Raw genomic sequence first — 17104 nt, forward strand, 5'->3', positions numbered from 1 at the left:
CGACAGCGACAGTGAGGGGGGAGTTTCTCCCCACGGAGGCCCTCACGGTTTGAAATGCTGCTTCACCCTCACTGCCCCTTTCGGGGCATCTCTCCCGCAAGCGGGAGAGAGTATTGGAGCAAGCCGCATGGCCAAATGCAATTTCCCTGCCTTCAACGGGAAAGATCAATGCTGTTTGTCCCGACACTATCGCCTATTCATTTCTGCAAAGAAACACGATAATTCTAAAATCCATTGTGCGGAAATTATAGGACGGGTGCATGGATTGGGATCACCTGCGGGTCTTTCTGGCGGTGGCGCGACGGGGGCAGATCCTTGCCGCGGCGCAGGCGCTCGGGCTCAACCACGCTACGGTCTCCCGCCGGCTGAACGCGCTGGAGGAGGCGCTCGGCGAACCGCTGTTCGAACGCCGCCCCTCCGGCTCGACGCTGACGGAAGCGGGCGAACGGCTGCTGGCGGTGGCCGAGCGGGTGGAAACGGAAATCCTGGGCATAGCGGAAGATACCAGGGCGCGCGGCGCCAGCCTCTCCGGCACGGTGCGGGTCGGCGCGCCGGACGGGCTCGGCACCTATTTTCTCGCCGCCGAACTCGGACGCCTGCAGGAAGAGCATCCCGGCCTGATCGTCGAGCTTGTGCCTCTGCCGCGCACATTCTCGCTGTCGAAGCGCGAGGCGGATCTTGCGATCACACTCGATCCGCCGGCGGAGGGCCGGCTGGTGGTCTCCAGGCTTACGGATTACACGCTCGGCGTTTATGCCGCTTCATCCTATCTCCGCCAGCACGGCATGCCTGAAAGCGAGGAGGCGCTTGCCGACCATGTCGTCGTCACCGGGGTGGAGGATTATGCCTATGCCTCGTCGCTGAATTATGCCGGGCATCTGGCGCGCTTTGCCGGCCGGCAGTTCCGCTGCGCCGGCGTCGCCGGCCAGATGGAGGCGGTGAGGGCGGGTATCGGCATCGGCATCCTGCATGATTTCGTGGCACGCGACACCGAGGGGCTGGTGCGCATTCTGCCTGAGGTCAATTTCCGCCGCGCCTATCACCTTCTCTCCCACCCCGATACCGGCAGTCTCGCCCGAATCGCGCTGATTCGCGGGTTTCTGGCGCGGCGGTTCAAGGAGGAGCGGTCGCGGTTTGCGCCGTAGGGAACGCCCTCAGCTATCGAGGCCGAAAACTTTCTCGAGATCTTCCCAGCTTGTGTCCATGGCATAAGGCCCGATGCCGGGCAGGGCGATGTGGCCGTAAAGCGGGGAAAGCTGCCATTCGGCAGTTTCCTCATCAACGCCGCCGAGCTGCTGGAGATAGATCACGGATGCTAGCCCGGTGCGGTCGGCGCCCGCCTTGCAGTGGATCAGGATCGGTTTCGGCGCATCGCGCATCAGCGCCAGCAATTCCATACTGCGCTCCGGCGACAATATGGCGCGGTCCGACATCGGGAAATCGATATGCTCGACGCCCTTGGCCGCGCTCACCTTGATCTCGTCATCATACCACCCCCGGCCGGGGCTCGCGCCGCGCAGGTTGATCACGGTCCTGATGCCGTGTTGGTCGATATAGCGCGAAAGCGCGTCCGCGCTGGGCTGCGCCGAGCGATAGAACTCGCCCGCCTTGACCTCGTGAAAATTGCCGCTTGCCTGCAGCCCGCCGAGATAGATACCGCTGGTCAGCACCAGCATGCCGACAGCGGCCGCAACCCGGCGCGCGTGACGCTTTTTGTTCATCCGGTCGTCCTCACTCGCCCTGACCCATCATAGCCGGGTTCTCGGCCGCACAAAAGCTGTGATGACGCATATCCGGCACAGGCGTCGCAAATGTGTCAAAAGCCGGGCAATTTATCTTGACAGTTATAGTCATGTTTTATAGCGGATAGTCCAACACCGGCGACCGCCGGAAAATGCCCAGCCAGCCAGTACGCCATGCCGTTCGCAAGCCAGCCAGGTTCTTCAATGAAAAAGAAGGATTCGGTGATGCGTATTTCGCGGATTTTGGCATCGTGCACGGCTCTGGCCACCCTTGTAAGCGCCACGGCCACTTTGGCTCAGGACAACACCCAGACGACCGTGCTTTCCCCCGTCAGCGTGACGACAACAGGCGGCAAGGAGGGGATCGCCGATACCCCGCTTGCCACAGAGACGACGCGCGAGGATCTCGACCAGAACATCGTCACCGATTTTGACGATTACACCCGCATTCTGGAGCCGGGCGTGACCTTCGTCGGCGATGATTCCGGCTCGGTCAACATTCGCGGCATGCAGGGCCCGCGCGTTTCGACCGTCATCGACGGCATCCAGATTCCCTATCTCGATGACACCGCGCGTTCGGACGCCAGCGGCGGCGGAGATGCCTTCTCGTTCGATTCGATCGCGACGATCGACATCGTGCGCGGCGCCGACAGCTCGCGGTCCGGCAGCGGTTCGCTTGGCGGCACGGTCGTGCTCAGAACCCTTGAGCCCGAAGACCTGATCGATCCCGACAAGGGCTATGGCGGCCGTATCGGCTTCACCTATGACAGCGCCGATAACAGCATGGACGGCGAGGGCGCGTTCGCCATCCAATCGGGCGGTACCGCGCTTCTGTTCCAGGGCGACATCGCCACCGGTCATGAAATGGACAACCAGGGCGATGTCGGCGGCTACGGTGCGACCCGCAGCGAACCGAACCCGGCGACCTTCGACGAAAACAACCTGCTGTTCAAGATCCGCCAGAACATCATGGAAGCCCATACCATCGGCCTGACGGTGGAGCGCTACGACCGCGACAAGGATATCGAGCTTCTGACCGATCAGGGCTCGACCTATGCGCTGGACAACTGGGATGGCACCGAAGACAAACACCGCGACCGCATCTCGATCGACTACAATTACAACGCCATCGCCGATGACGGTCTGATTGACCAGGCCTTCAGCACCTTCTACTGGCTGAAGAGCGAGCGCGAGAGCGGCACCTCCGGCATCCGCCTGCCATCGCGCGGCGCACCGCCGTTTGGCGAATATTCGCGTACATCCAAGACCGACGAGGAACGCTACGGCTGGTCGGGCTGGGCCGAGAAAAGCATCGACACCGGCTCGCTATTGCATACCTTCACGCTCGGCGGCGACTTCTACTATTCGCAGACCAGCCAGTATTCGAGCGGCGTCGACAATTGCGGTCCCGGGCCGTTCGCTCCGTTCAGCACCTGCAGCTTCCTGCACACCAACCAGGCCGACACGCCTGATGTGGACGGCTATGTTCTGGGCCTCTACGCCCATGACGAGATCGTGTTCGGCGACAGTGGTTTCGCGCTGACCCCCGGCGTTCGTTTCGACTGGTATCAGTATGATCCGCAGGAAACCGCCGGCTACCGCGACAACCCGAATTATAACGGCCTGCCGGAGGGCCAGAGCGACTGGCGGATTTCGCCGAAGCTGCTTGCCACCTACGAGCTCAACGACTTCACCCAGCTCTACGGCCAGATTTCGACCGCCTTCCGCGCGCCGACGCCCGGCGAGCTCTACGTCGACTACGGTGCGCCGGGCAGCTACCTCAGGATCGGCAATCCCGATCTCGAGCCGGAAACGAGCTGGGGCGTGGAACTCGGCGCGAATTTCGGCGATGATGACGATGGCGGCCGGGTCTCGGCCTTCTACAGCCGTTACAAGGATTTCATCGACACGCAGTCGGTCGATCCGCTCGACCTCGGCTTTGCCGCCGGCCTCTATCCGCTCGGCATCACCCAGACCGTCAACATCGACAATGTCGAGATCGCCGGTATCGAGGCCAGCTACCAGAAGACGTTCCTCAATGACTGGGACATGCACGCCTCGCTCGCCTTCGCGCGCGGCTGGAACATGGATACCAACGAAATTCTCGGTTCGGTCGCGCCGCTGAAGGCGGTGATCGGCGGAGGCTACAATGTCGAGACCTGGGGCGCGAACGCCAACTGGATTCTTTCGGCCAAGGTGCCGGATGGTTCCACCGCCGAGTTCAAGGCGCCCGGCTACGGCATCGTCGACGTCACCGCATGGTGGTCGCCGGAGCAGTTCGAGGGCCTGCTGGTCCAGGCCGGCGTCTACAACCTGTTCGACCAGACCTACTACAACGCGCTGGACCTTCAGGACACCGACATGACCCAGCCGGAGCGCTTCTATTCCGAGCCCGGCCGGACATTCAAGGTATCCGTGACGCAGACGTTCTAGGCGGCGTCAGACGAGCATGAAGAAGCCGGCCTCCGAGGAGGCCGGCTTCTTCATGTTGACAGGGGCTCGCCATCCAGTTCTGCGTCATCCTCGGGCTTGACCCGAGGATCCAGGCCGGAGCGCTCAGCCTCAAAAACACCATTCTGATCAATGGTTTGTGCCGTATGGATGCTGGGGTCAAGCCCGAGCATGACGCCTGTGGGTGCGATCAGCGAAGATCAAAAAATCTGAAATTGCAGCTTGGTCAGCAGGCCTGAGGCCGGCCTTCCGAGGATGGCCAGTTTCGTGTCCCATCCCGAAAAGGCGGGCGGCAGACACTACTTCTTCAATATCTCCACGCCCGGCAGAACCTTGCCTTCCATCCATTCGAGGAAGGCGCCGCCGGCTGTCGAGACGTAGCTGAAGTCATCCTTGACGCCGGCGTGGTTGAGGGCCGAGACGGTGTCGCCGCCGCCGGCAACCGAGGTCAGCTTGCCCGCCCTGGTGCGCTCGGCTGCGAACTTTGCCGCGGCAACGGTGGCGGCGTCGAAGGGCTCGATCTCGAATGCGCCGAGCGGGCCGTTCCAGACCAGGGTTGCGGCCTTCTCGATCCATTCATTGATGGTCATGACGGATTGCGGGCCGACATCGAGCATCATCTTGTCGGCGGGGATCGCGTCGATTGCGACGGTTTCGTTTTCGGCATTGGCCTTAAACTCGCCGGCGACGACGCCATCGACGGGCAGCACGATCGCGCAACCGGTCTTTTCGGCTTTTGCCATGATGGTCCGGGCGGTATCGGCAAGGTCGTGCTCGCACAGTGATTTGCCGACATCGATGCCCTTGGCCGCGATGAAGGTATTGGCCATGCCGCCGCCGATCACCAGCGCGTCAACCTTGTCGATCAGGTTTTCCAGAAGGTCGATCTTGGTGGAGACCTTGGCGCCGCCGACGATCGCCACGACCGGGTGCTTCGGATTGCCGAGACCGCTTTCCAGCGCCTCGAGTTCGGCCTGCATGGTGCGGCCGGCATAGGCCGGCATGTGGTGGCCGAGCCCCTCGGTGGAGGCATGGGCGCGGTGGGCGGCGGAGAAGGCGTCGTTGACGTAGACATCGCCGTTTGCGGCAAGGGCGGCCACGAAATCGGGGTCGTTCTTTTCCTCGCCCTTGTGGAAGCGGGTGTTTTCGAGCAGCAGGATATCACCGGCGGTCATCGCCGCGATCGCCTTTTCGGCGGGTTCGCCGACGCAGTCATCGGCAAATGCTACGGCGTGATCGAGCACTTCCTCAACGGCGTGGACGATCGGCTTAAGCGACATGTCCGCCACGACCTGCCCCTTGGGACGGCCGAAATGGGCCATCAGGATCACCTTGGCGCCCTTGTCGGAGAGCTCGATGATCGTCGGCGCGACGCGCTCGATCCGGGTCGCGTCGGTCACCCGGCCGTCGCTGAAAGGCACGTTCAGATCGACGCGCACAAGGACGCGCTTGCCGTTGATGTCGGGCAGATCGTCGAGGGTCTTGAAGGCGGGCATGGGTCGTCCTCTTGCGTGTTGCGGCGCCCCGGGGAAGGGCGCGGGTTTGGCTGTGGCTCGTCTTGATGTCTGGCTGCAGACAAGTCACTGAAATCAACGAATGGAGTCCTATTCAAAAACCGCCCGCTCGGCAATGTCGCGGCGATGAAAAGCCTATCGCCGCACCCTGCGGCGCAGGCGGACGAAGAACCGGCTCAGGGAGCGGAGAGGCCCTTCAGGGCGTTCGCTTGCGGCATCGCGCCAGACCCCGATCGAGGTAATATTGTGCTCGGCATCGGCATCGCGCACGATCAGAGCCAGCGGGCCGAGATGCAGCCGGTCGGCGATGATCGGCTTGCCACCGAGTTCCTGTTTCATGTAGTCGGCAAGCCGCATATCCTCGATCCCCGGCGGTATCGCGACCGTCGGGTCGATCGCACGCAGCTCCTTCAGGGGGCGGTCGGGCAGCAGCACCTGGGTGCCGAGCAGCGGCTCCTCTCCCGCGTTTGCCGCAAGCGACGGATCGGCGAAAAGCTGGTCGAGCAGGTAGGACATGCCCGGTATGACGAACAGATAGAGATAATCGCCGGCCTTCAGGTTTCCGGCATAGAAATACCGCATGGAAAGCCCGTCGCGCACCACCAGCGAGGGGATGGCCCAGCGCGGTATCGACGCGCCGTCGAGCACCGGGGCGCCCTCGGCAAGGCGGTAGACCAATAATTCGTGCTTGGCGTTTTCGTGGAGGTCAATGTCGACGATCTCCAGCGCGCCGCTTGCCCTTGGCTGGACCAGCTTCAGGAGCCGGGCGAGCGGCGCCAGCGTCCAGCCCTGCAGGATCAGCGATACCAGCACCATGACGAAGACGATGTTGAAGATAAGGCCGGCATTCTCCAGCCCGTAAAGGCTCGGCAGGATGGCAAGCAGGATCGAGGCCGCTCCGCGCAGGCCGATCCAGGCGATGAAATTGGTCTCGCGCGGCCTGTAGTTGAACTTCCACAGGCAGAGCCAGACGGCGGCGGGGCGGGCGACGAAGACCAGAAACAGCGCCAGCGCGAAGGCCGGAAGGAATATCTCGGGAAAGTTCCGGGGCGTGGCCAGGAGGCCGAGGAGCAGGAACATGATGATCTGCGCGAGCCAGGTCATGCCCTCCTGAAACCGCCTGATGGAGCCGACATAGCGGACATGGCGGTTGCCGGCGATCAGGCCCGCGACATAGACCGCCATGAAGCCGCTGCCGCCGGCCGCCCCCGTGGCCGAGAAGATCAGGAGCGCCGCCGTCAGTACCAGGATCGGCGCGAGGCCGCGATTGAGGCTGAACCTGTTGGCGATCAGCACCGTCAGGCCGCCGCCGATCACGCCGAACAGCAGGCCGAAGCCGATCTCCTGCACGAAATGGAGCAGCATCGGCAGGACTTCCTGAACGCCGGTTTCATTCATCGAGAGAACGGAAACCAGCGTCATGGTCAGGAAGATCGCCATCGGGTCATTGATGCCGGATTCGACTTCCAGCGTTGCGCTCACCCGGTCCATCACCCTGATGCCGCCGATGCGCATCAGGAAGAACACCGCCGCCGCGTCCGTCGAGGCGACGATCGCACCAAGCAGAAAGCCCTCGAGCAGCGAGAAGCCGAGGATCAGCGCGGCCGCCACCGCCACAAGTCCCGCTGTCGCCACCACGCCCGCCGTTGCCAGCAACAAGGCGGGCGCCGCGCTCGTCTTGAAGGTCTTGAACGACGTGCCGAAGCCGGAATCGAACAGGATCACGGCGAGCGCCAGCGAGCCGACATAGAAGGTCAGCGCGTCATTGTCGAACTCGATCCCGAAACCGTCGGTGCCCGCCAGTAGGCCGACGCCGAGAAACAGCAGCAGCAGCGGCGCGCCGAAACGGAAAGCGAGCGCGCTGGAAAGCGCGGCAAGAAGGACGAGGCCGGAAAATACCAGCACCGCCAGATAAAACGTCGTCAAATTGTGTCCTTCCGGCAGAGCGGCGCGAGGGCATGGAAACGAGGTTTGGCGAAACCTGCTTTTTTCAACAAAATAGGCTATTTGCGGCATTTTTTAAAGCGTTGCCTCTAATGTCGCCGTTTAAAGTCGGCGTACGGCGGAAATAATCCGATCGCGGCTTATCCGGGCAGGCGTAAGGCGCTTCTTTCAGGCGGAACGGGCTGCGACGCGGAATCTTTTGCCGCTATCATCATTGCCACGCTTGACGCTTGTGGTAACCAAGAGGCCAATGTTGATATCCGGCGCAATGGCGGCTTCCCCGAAACCGTTCGATCCGTGCTCGCTTCGCCCTGAAGGAGGTTTTTCGTGAATTCCAGTCTGACTGATGCCCATGCCGAGCCGCATCCGGGCCGGTGGGTGGCGCTGGCCGTCTTGCTTTGCGCCGTGTTCATGAACATGCTCGACGTCACCATCGTCAATGTCGCGCTGCCCTCGATCCAGAAGGGTCTCGAGGCTTCCAATTCCGACATCGAATGGGTGGTCGCGGGCTATGTGCTGGTGTTTGCCTTGGCGCTGCTGCCGTTCGGCAGGCTCGGCGATATCGTCGGCAAGAAGCGGATGTTCATGATCGGGGTGTTCAGCTTCACCATCGGTTCGGCGCTTTGCGGTTTGTCTCATAATATCGAGCTTCTGGTTGCGTCGCGCCTGTTCCAGGGCTTCTCGGCCGCGATGATGACGCCGCAGGTGCTGGCGCTGGCGCAGGTGATGTTTCCGCCCCACGAACGCGCGCGCGCCTTTTCGTTCTTCGGCATGATGGCGGGGATTGCAACCGTCAGCGGCCCGATCATTGGCGGGTTGCTGATTGACCATGATGTTTTCGGCCTCGGCTGGCGCGCGATTTTCCTGATCAACCTGCCGATCGGCGTGTTTGCGGTTCTGGCCGGGTGGAAGCTCGTCCCCCATACGGAAAGCCATCCCGGCGGGCGCAACGACTATGCGGGCATCGCGCTGATTGCTGCGGCAATGTTCATGTTGATCTTTCCACTGGTCGAGGGCCGCAATTTCGGCTGGCCGGCCTGGTGCTTCGCGATGATGGCGGCCGCCATTCCGACGCTGGCGGCGTTCGTGTTGTGGGAGCGTCGCCAGAACCGCCGCAACCGGCCGCAGCTTCTGGCCTTCGCGCTGATCGCGAACCGCAATTTCATGGTCGGCAGCGTGATGGCGCTGGTGTTCTTCTCCACCATGCCGGGCTTCTTCCTTTGCCTTGCGATTTTCCTGCAGGTCGGCTTCGATTTCGATCCGCTGAAGTCGGGGCTCACCACAGTGCCGTTTTCAGTTGGCGTCTTTCTGGCGTCGGTCGCCAACGGCCGCTTCGGCAGCGTGGCGCTGAAATTCAGGATGATCTGCGGGCTGGCGCTGCTGTTCGTCGGTATTTTCTGGCTGCGCTCCTATGTGCTGACCATCACCGATACGATTTCGCACTGGGACGTGCTCGGTCCGCTGCTGACGGCGGGGCTGGGGCTTGGCATGTCGATCGCCTCGATCTTCCAGCTCGTGCTGGCAGGCGTGCCAGCCCGCGAGGCGGGCTCGGCCTCCGGAGCGCTGCAGGCCGTCCAGCAGCTCGGCGGCGCGTTCGGGATCGCGATCATCAGCGGGATTTTCTTTTCCAGACTGGCAAGCCTGCTTCCGGCCGGCGGCGACCAGCACCCGGCCTATGTCCAGGCCTTTGCCGGCGCGGTTGTCTTCAATCTGGTCGCCTATGTGATCGTGGCCGTGCTCGCGACGATGCTGCCGACCCACAAGGCCGCAAGCGGCCCGGGCAAGGCCGAGCCGCATATCGCCTGATGGCGCCATGGCGACGGGCGAACCCGGCTGGTTCGTCCGGTTAGATGTATTGATGGTGCAGAATTGTCGCTTTAAGCGGGATTTATGCAACGCCGGCCTCGCACATGATCCATCGGCGGAATGCTGCAATCTTCGGCACAGTCATTCTGTCCGGCTGCACGAGTATAAAGTACCCGACCGGGGTCACAACGGGCGCGTCGATCGCGAGAATGACGCTACCGGCGTCCAAAGCGCGGGCCGCGTAAATATCGCGCACGATGGCGAGGCCCTGACCGGCAATGGCGCCTTGGATCAGCAATGCGTCATCGGCGTAACTCGGCCCTTTTGTCGCGTTCCGGGCAGGCTTGACGCCATGCGATTCGAGCCATGTCGGCCAGTCGGCCCGGTCGCGGTCCTGTAGAAGTGGATAGCGCAGACAATCGGCTGGATTGCTCAAGGGACCGTCGATTAGAAGCGACGGGCTTGCGATCGCCAAAAGCTGCGGCATGAAGAGCAACGTGGTGTCGAGGCCGGGGTAGTCACCGGAGCCGTGCCGGATCGCCACATCCACCATGCCGCCTGTCATGTTCGCGAGTTGCACCGACGTTTCAATATGAATCTCGATCTCGGGATGCTGTGCAACGAAGCGACCGAGACGTGGCGTCAGCCAGCACGCGGCAAAGGAAGGCGTCGTGCTGACGACCAGCGAACGCGGTCCCGGTCGGCGATCCTCGAACAATTGCACGGCAGCGTCGATCTGCTCGAAGCTCGGCGCGACCTTGCCAAACAGGCGCAGACCGTGCGCCGAAAGCTTCACCTCTCGGTTTCCGCGCTCAAGGAGCAGGATGCCGAAGCGCGCTTCCAGTGCCTTGACTTGCTGGCTGACGGCTCCCGGCGTCACGTTCAGTTCCTGCGCGGCGCGTTTGATGCTGCCCTGCCGGCCAACTTCAACGAAGGTACGCAACGCGCCGAAGGAAACGGGTGATGTCATAGCTTTCAGTTTAGCTGAACTTAATCATTCGGCAACAGATATGGTTTGTGTCCGCGGGATCGGACTGTATTTCATGCAGCCTATGAGAACAGACCGCACCCGATCCGACCACCTGTCACCCGTGCTCGTCCGCCTTCTGGCGATTGGCGCGGGCGCGGCCGTCGCCAACAGCTATTACAATCAGGCTTTTCTCGGCTACCTGGCGGCGGAATTCGGGTTGGCGGCCGGTGTCGCCGCCATCGTGCCGGTACTGACGCAGGCCGGCAATGCCCTCGGCGTACTGTTCCTGGCGCCACTCGGCGACCGGCTGGAACGCAAGTCCCTCATCCTCGTGACCATCGGCGCTCTGGTGGCGGCTTTGATCGGCGCGGCCGTTTCGCCCGACTTCCTCTGGCTGGCGGTCGCCGGCCTCGCGGTTGGCCTGTTCGCCACGGTGGCGCAACAGATCGTTCCACTCGCGGTGCATCTGGCAGCACCTGCCGAGCGTGGTCGCGTTCTCGGCAAGGTGACGGGCGGCATCCTCATCGGCATTTTGCTTGCCCGCACCGTCAGCGGCACGATCTCGGACCTCTGGGGTTGGCCTTTCGTGTTCTGGTGCGCCGCCGTCATGATGATCGTGATCGGCGCGGCGTTGGCGCTCTGGCTACCCCGCGTGCCGCCTACAACTGATCTGAGCTATCCGCGCCTACTTGGCTCCTTGTGGACACTGGTGCGGACGCATGGCGTTCTCCGGCGGGCGGGTATGGTGCAGTTCCTGATTTTCGCCGCCTTCATCGGCTTCTGGTCGAATCTCGCGTTGCTGCTAGCTGAACCGCCCTTTGAGCTCGGCGGTACGGCTGTTGGACTTATGGCGCTTGTCGGGATCGCGGGCGCGCTCGCCGCGCCAGTTGCCGGCGGTTTTGCCGACAGGCGCGGCCCCGCCATCGTCGTATCGATTGGCGCGGCCTTCGTGGTGCTCGCCTTCCTGATCTTTGGCCTTTGGCAAAGTTCACTCATCGGTCTGATCATCGGCATTCTTGTGATGGACTTGGCGGTGCAGTCCTCACAGGTCGCCAATCAGGCGCGCGTCTATGCGCTCGATCCGACCGCCCGCAGCCGGCTCAACACCGTGTTCATGGCGACCATGCTCGCCGGGGGTGCGGTTGGTGCTGGCATCGGTGGCGCTGCCTATGCCGCCTGGGGCTGGACCGGCACATGCGCTTTCGGCGCGACCTCGGCTGCATTGGCGCTGCTGTTGTCGCGGAAATCCTAAGATTCGCGACAACGTCGGCCGCGCAGATGCCGGATACGCTTCGGTTAAAACTGAAACGCTTGTCTTAAGATTTCTGTGCTTCTTCGTGAGATAAAGAAGCGCCGGAAAGGATGGCCATCCTCTCCGGCGATGGGGGATGAATTGGTATAGGGCAGACCGTTTATGGTCGAGCTCTAGCTTAGGGCACCAGCAGCGTGCCCGCGCCGCCCTTGGTGAGGATTTCGAGCAGGACCGAGTGCTTGACCTTGCCGTTCAGGATGACAACGCCCTCGACGCCGGCCTCGATCGCCTCGATGCAGGTTTCGACCTTGGGGATCATCCCGCCCGAAACGGTGCCGTCGAGGATCAGGTTGCGGGCCTCGGCGACCGAGAGTTCCTTGATCAGCTCGCCGTTCTTGTCCAGCACGCCCGGGACATCGGTGAGGAACAGCAGGCGCGTGGCGCGCAACGCGCCGGCAATCGCGCCGGCAAAGGTATCCGCGTTGATATTGTAGGTCTCGCCGGCGCGGCCCGGGGCCACCGGCGCGATCACCGGGATCATCTCGGATTTCGCCAGAAGATCGAGCAGGGTGGTGTCGACGGTCACGACCTCGCCGACAAAGCCGAGATCGAGCACGCGCTCGATGTTGGAGTCGGGATCGACCACCGTCTTCTTGGCCTTTTCGGCAAACACCATGTTGCCGTCCTTGCCGCAGAGCCCGATCGCCCATTCGCCGGTCTGGTTGATCAGCGCGACGATCTCCTTGTTGATCGAGCCCGCCAGCACCATTTCGACGATCTCGACGGTGGCCTGGTCGGTGACCCGCAGCCCGCCTTCGAATTTCGATTCAATGCCCATGCGTTTCAGCATGCTGCCGATCTGCGGCCCGCCGCCATGAACCACAATCGGGTTCACGCCCGACTGCTTCAGCAGCGCGATATCGCTGGCGAAGGCCTGGCCAAGCTCGCTGTCGCCCATGGCGTGGCCGCCATATTTGACCACGATCGTCTTGTTCTCGTATTTCTGCATATAGGGCAGGGCCTGGACCAGGAGCCGCGCCTGCTGTTCGCTTTCCGACAGTGACATGAATTTTCCCGCTGCAATTTGCTCAGCGGCCTTTTAGCGCAAACTGGCGGTCTGGGAAACTCCTCTACAGCCTTAACCAAAAGATGAGGTTGCGCCGGCAAACTTGATGTTTATCATTCGGGAGCGGGCACGAGGGAGGAACAAAGCGTAATGGCAGGGCAGGGCTTTCATGGCGGGTGAAGACCTCGGCGTTCTGATCTCCCGGATTTCGATGCGCGATCGAAGCGCGTTCAATCTGCTTTATGAGCAGGCGAGCCCGAAACTTTTTGCGATCTGTCTTCGTATACTGGGCGAACGCGGCGAGGCGGAAGACGCCTTGCAGGATATCTTCGTGCGGATATGGCAGCGCGCCGGCACGTTCTCGACCGATGGACGCTCGCCGATGGGCTGGCTTGCGACGATTGCCCGAAACCACGCAATCGACCGGCTCCGGCAGAAAAAGCCCGCGACGCGCGATATCGACGATGTCTACGATCTCGCCGACGGCTCCAGAACGCCGGAAGAAGACGCCCACCTGAAAAGCGAGGGCCGCAGGATTGACCAGTGCATGCAGCGCCTCGAGCCCGATTGGGCCTCGGCCGTGAAAGACGCCTATGTGCAGGGACTGAGCTATAACGAACTGGCGGAGCAGTACAAGGTTCCGCTCAACACCATGCGAACGCGGCTGCGCCGCAGCCTGATCAAACTGAAAGAGTGCCTGGAAGCATGACGACGCCGGAAGACACATCAGGCGACAAGCCCTACGACAGCGTCGTTGCCGGCGAATATGTGCTGGGCACCTTGTCGCGGGATGCGCGGCAGACCGTCGAGGCGCGCATGCGTTCCGATCCGGCCTTCGCCGCGCTGGTTCACGCCTGGCAGGCAAGGCTCGAGCCGCTCGACGAGGAATATGGCGAGGTAACCCCGCCGGCCTATATGCACGGCGCCATCGAAACCCGGCTGTTCGGCACGGGCAAGGAGAAACAGGGGTTCATTGGCCGCGCCTGGGATTCCGTCGCGCTTTGGCGCGGCGTGGCGGCGGTGGCCATCATCTTCGCCATCGCCTTTCTTGCAAGCGAGCGCTTCCTGTCGGAGGCCCAGCCGACCCTGCTTGCCGAACTGAGCGGGCCGGACAACGCCGTCAATCTCGTGGCGCGCTACAACGCGCGCAACGGCATCGTGACGTTCACGCCGGTCGCAGCCGGCGCGGCGGATGAGCGTTCACTGGAGCTCTGGCTGATCGCGGGCGAGGATGCACCGCTGTCGCTCGGCGTATTGCCGCAGACCGGCGAGGGCGAAATCGCGGTGCCGCGCAATGTCGCCAGCCGCATCGATGCCGGCGCTTCCTTCGCGGTCACGATCGAGCCGTTTGGCGGCTCGCCCTCGGGCGCGCCGACCGGGCCGGTGATCGCGGCCGGGGAGCTGAGATCGCTCTGAGGAACAATAAAATAGCGTTTTAAAACATATATTTAGGAAAAAATTGAAAGAATCTGAAACTTCTCTGTCCGGCCTTTCGTCCTTTGTTTCATAGCCAGCCACGAGGACTGGCGGAACACGAAAAGTTTGAGGAGAATTTCATGTTTGCACTTCTGAAGAAAACCGCCATCGCCGCCGCGCTTGTTTCGGGCACCGCGATTGCGGCCTTCGCTGCCAATCCGATGGTCGGCGGCGCCGAGATGTATCCGGATAAGAATATCGTCGAAAACGCCATGAATTCCGCCGACCACACCACGCTGGTCGCCGCCGTGAAGGCCGCCGGTCTTGTCGAGACGCTTCAGGGCGATGGCCCCTTCACCGTCTTCGCGCCGACCAATGAAGCCTTCGCCGCACTGCCGGACGGCACGGTCGACACGCTTCTGATGCCGGAAAACAAGGACGCTCTGGTCAAGGTTCTGACCTGCCATGTCGTCGCCGCGGATGCGATGTCGTCCGCAATCGAGAAGATGATCGCCGATGATGGCGGCGAGCACGACGTGCCGACCGTGGGCGGTTGCGTGCTGAAGGCGAAGGAAATGAACGGCACCATCACACTGACCGATGAAAACGGCGGCGTGGCCGAAGTCACGATCGCGGATGTCGAGCAGTCGAACGGCGTCATCCATGTCATCGACAAGGTTCTGCTGCCTGCCAGCTGAGGCCTCGCGGCCGGAAGCCAGCTCCAGCATCCGGTCGGTCAAGGAACCTCAATGACTGGCTGAACAGGGGCGGCAGCCCCCGGGGAGGGATGGCTCGCGCTGTCCCTCTTCCTCCCCCCGGGTGGTTTCATCATCCTGGTCTCGGACGACGCAGTTTCCTTCGGAATACCTGTTTTCCGCCGCGAATACGACACGCAAAAGGGGAATAGTGATCCGAAGCAACTCAGAGATGAGGAGGTTCGAGCTGACAGCGTCAGGAGCGGGCTTCGCTCTGAACTGCTCGATACCGACCGGATACATGACGAGAAGACCCGGCGGAAAACACCAACCCCGGTGTCAACTGACCGCCCTTCGGGGCGGTTTTTTTGTGCGATCACATGTTGATCGTATCGATGATCGCCTGGCGCAACGCATCGAGCCCGTCATGTTTTTCCGAAGACGTCGCGAGAATGACGGGGTAGGCGGCGGGGCGCTTGCGGATTTTTTCTGCGGTGGCGGTCAGAAGCTTGGCGACCGCCGGCGGCTTGATCTTGTCGCTCTTGGTCAGCACGATCTGATAGGAGACGGCGGCCTTGTCGAGCAGATCCAGCACATCCTCGTCATTCTTCTTGATGCCGTGGCGGGCATCGATCAGCACATAGACCCGCTTCAGCGTGGCGCGGCCGCGCAGATAGTCGAACACCAGCTTGGTCCACTGCTCCACCTGCGCCTTGGGAGCCTGGGCGTAGCCGTAGCCGGGCATGTCCACCAGCGCCATTGGCGGCAGGTCCTCGCCCTCGCCGGAATAGCCGTCGGGAACGAAATAGTTGAGTTCCTGGGTGCGGCCCGGCGTGTTGGAGGTGCGCGCCAGCCCCTTCTGGGTGAGCAGCGCATTGATCAGCGAGGACTTGCCGACATTGGAGCGGCCGGCGAAGGCGACCTCGGCCGGGCCTTCCGGCGGCAGGAACTTCATCGAGGGCACGCCGCGGATGAAAATCCATGGTCGGGCGAAAAGCGCTGCATCCTGGGCGATCTGCTGGGTCATATCCCGATCCTTACCATGAAGAACACGCCCGGCAAGGGTGCCGGGCGTGTTTTCCTTGAGGCGTTTGCCGCCATTTGAGCCTCTCCGAGTAGGGAGAGCTGGTCAGGCCTATTCCGAAGCCGGCTTCTTCTTGCGGAACACGCCCTTCAGATTGTCGAACAGCTCGATCTTGACGCCGTGGCGCTTCATGATGATCGACTGCTGCAGGATCGAGAGCGTGTTGTTCCATGCATAGTAGATCACCAGGCCTGCCGGGAACTGCGCCAGCATGTAGGTGAACACGACCGGCATCCAGTTGAAGATCATCGCCTGGGTCTTGTCCGGCGGCGTCGGGTTCATGCGCATCTGGATCCACATGGTGATGCCCATGATGATCGGCCATGCGCCGATCATCAGAATGGACGGCACGGACCACGGCAGAAGACCGAACAGGTTGAACAGGCTGGTCGGATCGGGCGCCGAGAGGTCCTGGATCCAGCCGAAGAACGGAGCGTGGCGCATTTCAATGGTGACGTAGAGCACCTTGTAGAGCGCGAAGAAGATCGGGATCTGGATCAGCATCGGCCAGCAGCCGGCGACCGGATTGATCTTCTCCTTCTTGTAGAGCTCCATCATCGCCTTCTGAAGGCCCATGCGGTCGTCGCCATATTGCTCCTTCAACTCGGTCATCTTCGGCTGCATGCGCTTCATGTTGGCCATGGAGGCATACTGCTTGGAGGCGAGCGGGAAGAAGATCAGCTTGATGATGACGGTGGTGATCAGGATCGCCACGCCGAAATTGCCGACCTGATGGTAGATGAAGTCCATGAGCTGGAACAGCGGCTTGGTGATGAACCACAGCCAGCCCCAGTCGATCATCCGGTCGAAGAGCCGGATGTTGTACTGGTTCTCGTAGGCCGTCAGCGTGTTGGTTTCCTTGGCCCCGGCGAACACCATGGTCTTCAGGTCAGCCGACTGGCCGGGCGCGATCGTCAGCGCGGCGTTGTCGGAGTAATCCGCCTGATAGCGCGGGCGGCCATCGGTGAAATGCGAGAACCGCGCATCGTAATTGACATTGGCCTGCGGGATGACGGCGGTGCCCCAGTATTTGTCAGTCACGCCGAACCAGCCGCCGGTCGCGCCGTCGAAGCTCTGGTTTTCCTTGCCGACCGATTTGTAGGTTTCCAGGGTGACGCCGGCATCGGCGCCGAACACGCCGAGGAAGCCTTCATGCAGAACCCA

The 17104-nt window shown here is 62.2% G+C and carries 15 protein-coding genes; 7 read left to right on the forward strand and 8 right to left on the reverse strand.

The window, feature by feature from the left end:
* The first annotated feature begins 260 nt into the window (after positions 1-260).
* Positions 261-1145 (forward strand): LysR family transcriptional regulator, encoded by an 885-nt coding sequence (locus tag B4E36_RS04675; protein ID WP_292056267.1) that lies wholly within the window; start codon positions 261-263, stop codon positions 1143-1145.
* 9 nt (positions 1146-1154) lie between these two features.
* Here B4E36_RS04675 and B4E36_RS04680 read toward each other — a convergent pair whose 3' ends face one another.
* Both B4E36_RS04680 and B4E36_RS04685 read right to left on the reverse strand, forming a co-directional pair.
* Positions 1155-1721, reverse strand: coding sequence for a dual specificity protein phosphatase family protein (locus B4E36_RS04680; RefSeq protein WP_345900045.1), 567 nt, complete (start codon positions 1719-1721; stop codon positions 1155-1157).
* A gap of 95 nt (positions 1722-1816) precedes the next feature.
* A complete protein-coding gene (locus B4E36_RS04685; protein WP_292056262.1) occupies positions 1817-1999 on the reverse strand; it encodes a hypothetical protein in 183 nt (60 codons plus the stop codon).
* A gap of 34 nt (positions 2000-2033) precedes the next feature.
* Here B4E36_RS04685 and B4E36_RS04690 point away from each other — a divergent pair, with 34 nt between their 5' ends.
* A complete protein-coding gene (locus B4E36_RS04690; RefSeq protein ID WP_345900046.1) occupies positions 2034-4175 on the forward strand; it encodes a TonB-dependent hemoglobin/transferrin/lactoferrin family receptor in 2142 nt (713 codons plus the stop codon).
* A gap of 317 nt (positions 4176-4492) precedes the next feature.
* On the opposite strand, the gene B4E36_RS04695 is transcribed toward B4E36_RS04690, so the two are convergent.
* Together B4E36_RS04695 and B4E36_RS04700 are read right to left on the reverse strand one after the other, a co-directional pair.
* On the reverse strand, positions 4493-5689 hold the full coding sequence (locus B4E36_RS04695; RefSeq protein ID WP_292056258.1) for a phosphoglycerate kinase: 1197 nt from the start codon (positions 5687-5689) through the stop codon (positions 4493-4495).
* Between the two features lie 153 nt (positions 5690-5842).
* Positions 5843-7633 carry a potassium/proton antiporter gene (locus tag B4E36_RS04700; protein WP_292056255.1) on the reverse strand — a complete coding sequence of 597 codons (1791 nt, stop codon included), beginning with the start codon at positions 7631-7633 and terminating at the stop codon, positions 5843-5845.
* Positions 7634-7978: 345 nt separating this feature from the next.
* Between B4E36_RS04700 and B4E36_RS04705 the strand changes: the two genes are divergently transcribed.
* Positions 7979-9457: an MFS transporter gene (locus tag B4E36_RS04705; RefSeq protein WP_292056252.1), complete on the forward strand. Its 1479-nt coding sequence runs from the start codon at positions 7979-7981 to the stop codon at positions 9455-9457.
* A gap of 82 nt (positions 9458-9539) precedes the next feature.
* On the opposite strand, the gene B4E36_RS04710 is transcribed toward B4E36_RS04705, so the two are convergent.
* Entirely contained in the window at positions 9540-10427 is an 888-nt protein-coding gene (locus B4E36_RS04710; RefSeq protein WP_292056249.1) for a LysR substrate-binding domain-containing protein, read from the reverse strand.
* On the opposite strand from B4E36_RS04710, the gene B4E36_RS04715 reads away from it, so the two are divergent.
* The gene (locus B4E36_RS04715; protein WP_345900047.1) at positions 10363-11679 is read left to right on the forward strand and encodes an MFS transporter; all 1317 of its coding nucleotides are present in this window, start codon (positions 10363-10365) and stop codon (positions 11677-11679) included. The genes B4E36_RS04710 and B4E36_RS04715 overlap by 65 nt on opposite strands.
* A gap of 178 nt (positions 11680-11857) precedes the next feature.
* Here the strand turns inward: B4E36_RS04715 and argB are convergent, their stop codons facing one another.
* Positions 11858-12745, reverse strand: a complete 888-nt coding sequence (gene argB, locus B4E36_RS04720; protein ID WP_292056243.1) for an acetylglutamate kinase — start codon at positions 12743-12745, stop codon at positions 11858-11860.
* A gap of 169 nt (positions 12746-12914) precedes the next feature.
* Between argB and B4E36_RS04725 the strand changes: the two genes are divergently transcribed.
* The 3 genes from B4E36_RS04725 to B4E36_RS04735 all read left to right on the forward strand — a co-directional run bounded on the left by B4E36_RS04725 (position 12915) and on the right by B4E36_RS04735 (position 14859).
* Entirely contained in the window at positions 12915-13454 is a 540-nt protein-coding gene (locus tag B4E36_RS04725; RefSeq protein WP_292056241.1) for a sigma-70 family RNA polymerase sigma factor, read from the forward strand.
* Complete coding sequence (locus B4E36_RS04730; protein WP_292056238.1) at positions 13451-14161, forward strand: anti-sigma factor; 711 nt, start codon at positions 13451-13453, stop codon at positions 14159-14161. Before B4E36_RS04725 ends, B4E36_RS04730 begins: the two co-directional genes overlap by 4 nt.
* Positions 14162-14301: 140 nt before the next feature.
* Positions 14302-14859 carry a fasciclin domain-containing protein gene (locus B4E36_RS04735; RefSeq protein WP_345900048.1) on the forward strand — a complete coding sequence of 186 codons (558 nt, stop codon included), beginning with the start codon at positions 14302-14304 and terminating at the stop codon, positions 14857-14859.
* Between the two features lie 373 nt (positions 14860-15232).
* On the opposite strand, the gene yihA is transcribed toward B4E36_RS04735, so the two are convergent.
* Both yihA and yidC read right to left on the reverse strand, forming a co-directional pair.
* Positions 15233-15883, reverse strand: a complete 651-nt coding sequence (gene yihA, locus B4E36_RS04740; RefSeq protein ID WP_292056232.1) for a ribosome biogenesis GTP-binding protein YihA/YsxC — start codon at positions 15881-15883, stop codon at positions 15233-15235.
* A 108-nt stretch (positions 15884-15991) separates the two neighbouring features.
* On the reverse strand, positions 15992-17104 hold a 1113-nt coding region (gene yidC / locus B4E36_RS04745), incomplete at its 5' end, for a membrane protein insertase YidC (protein WP_345900049.1).

Origin of the sequence: Martelella sp. UBA3392, from assembly GCF_002358775.1 — a bacterium.
GTDB classification, from domain to species: Bacteria; Pseudomonadota; Alphaproteobacteria; order Rhizobiales; family Rhizobiaceae; genus Martelella; species Martelella mediterranea.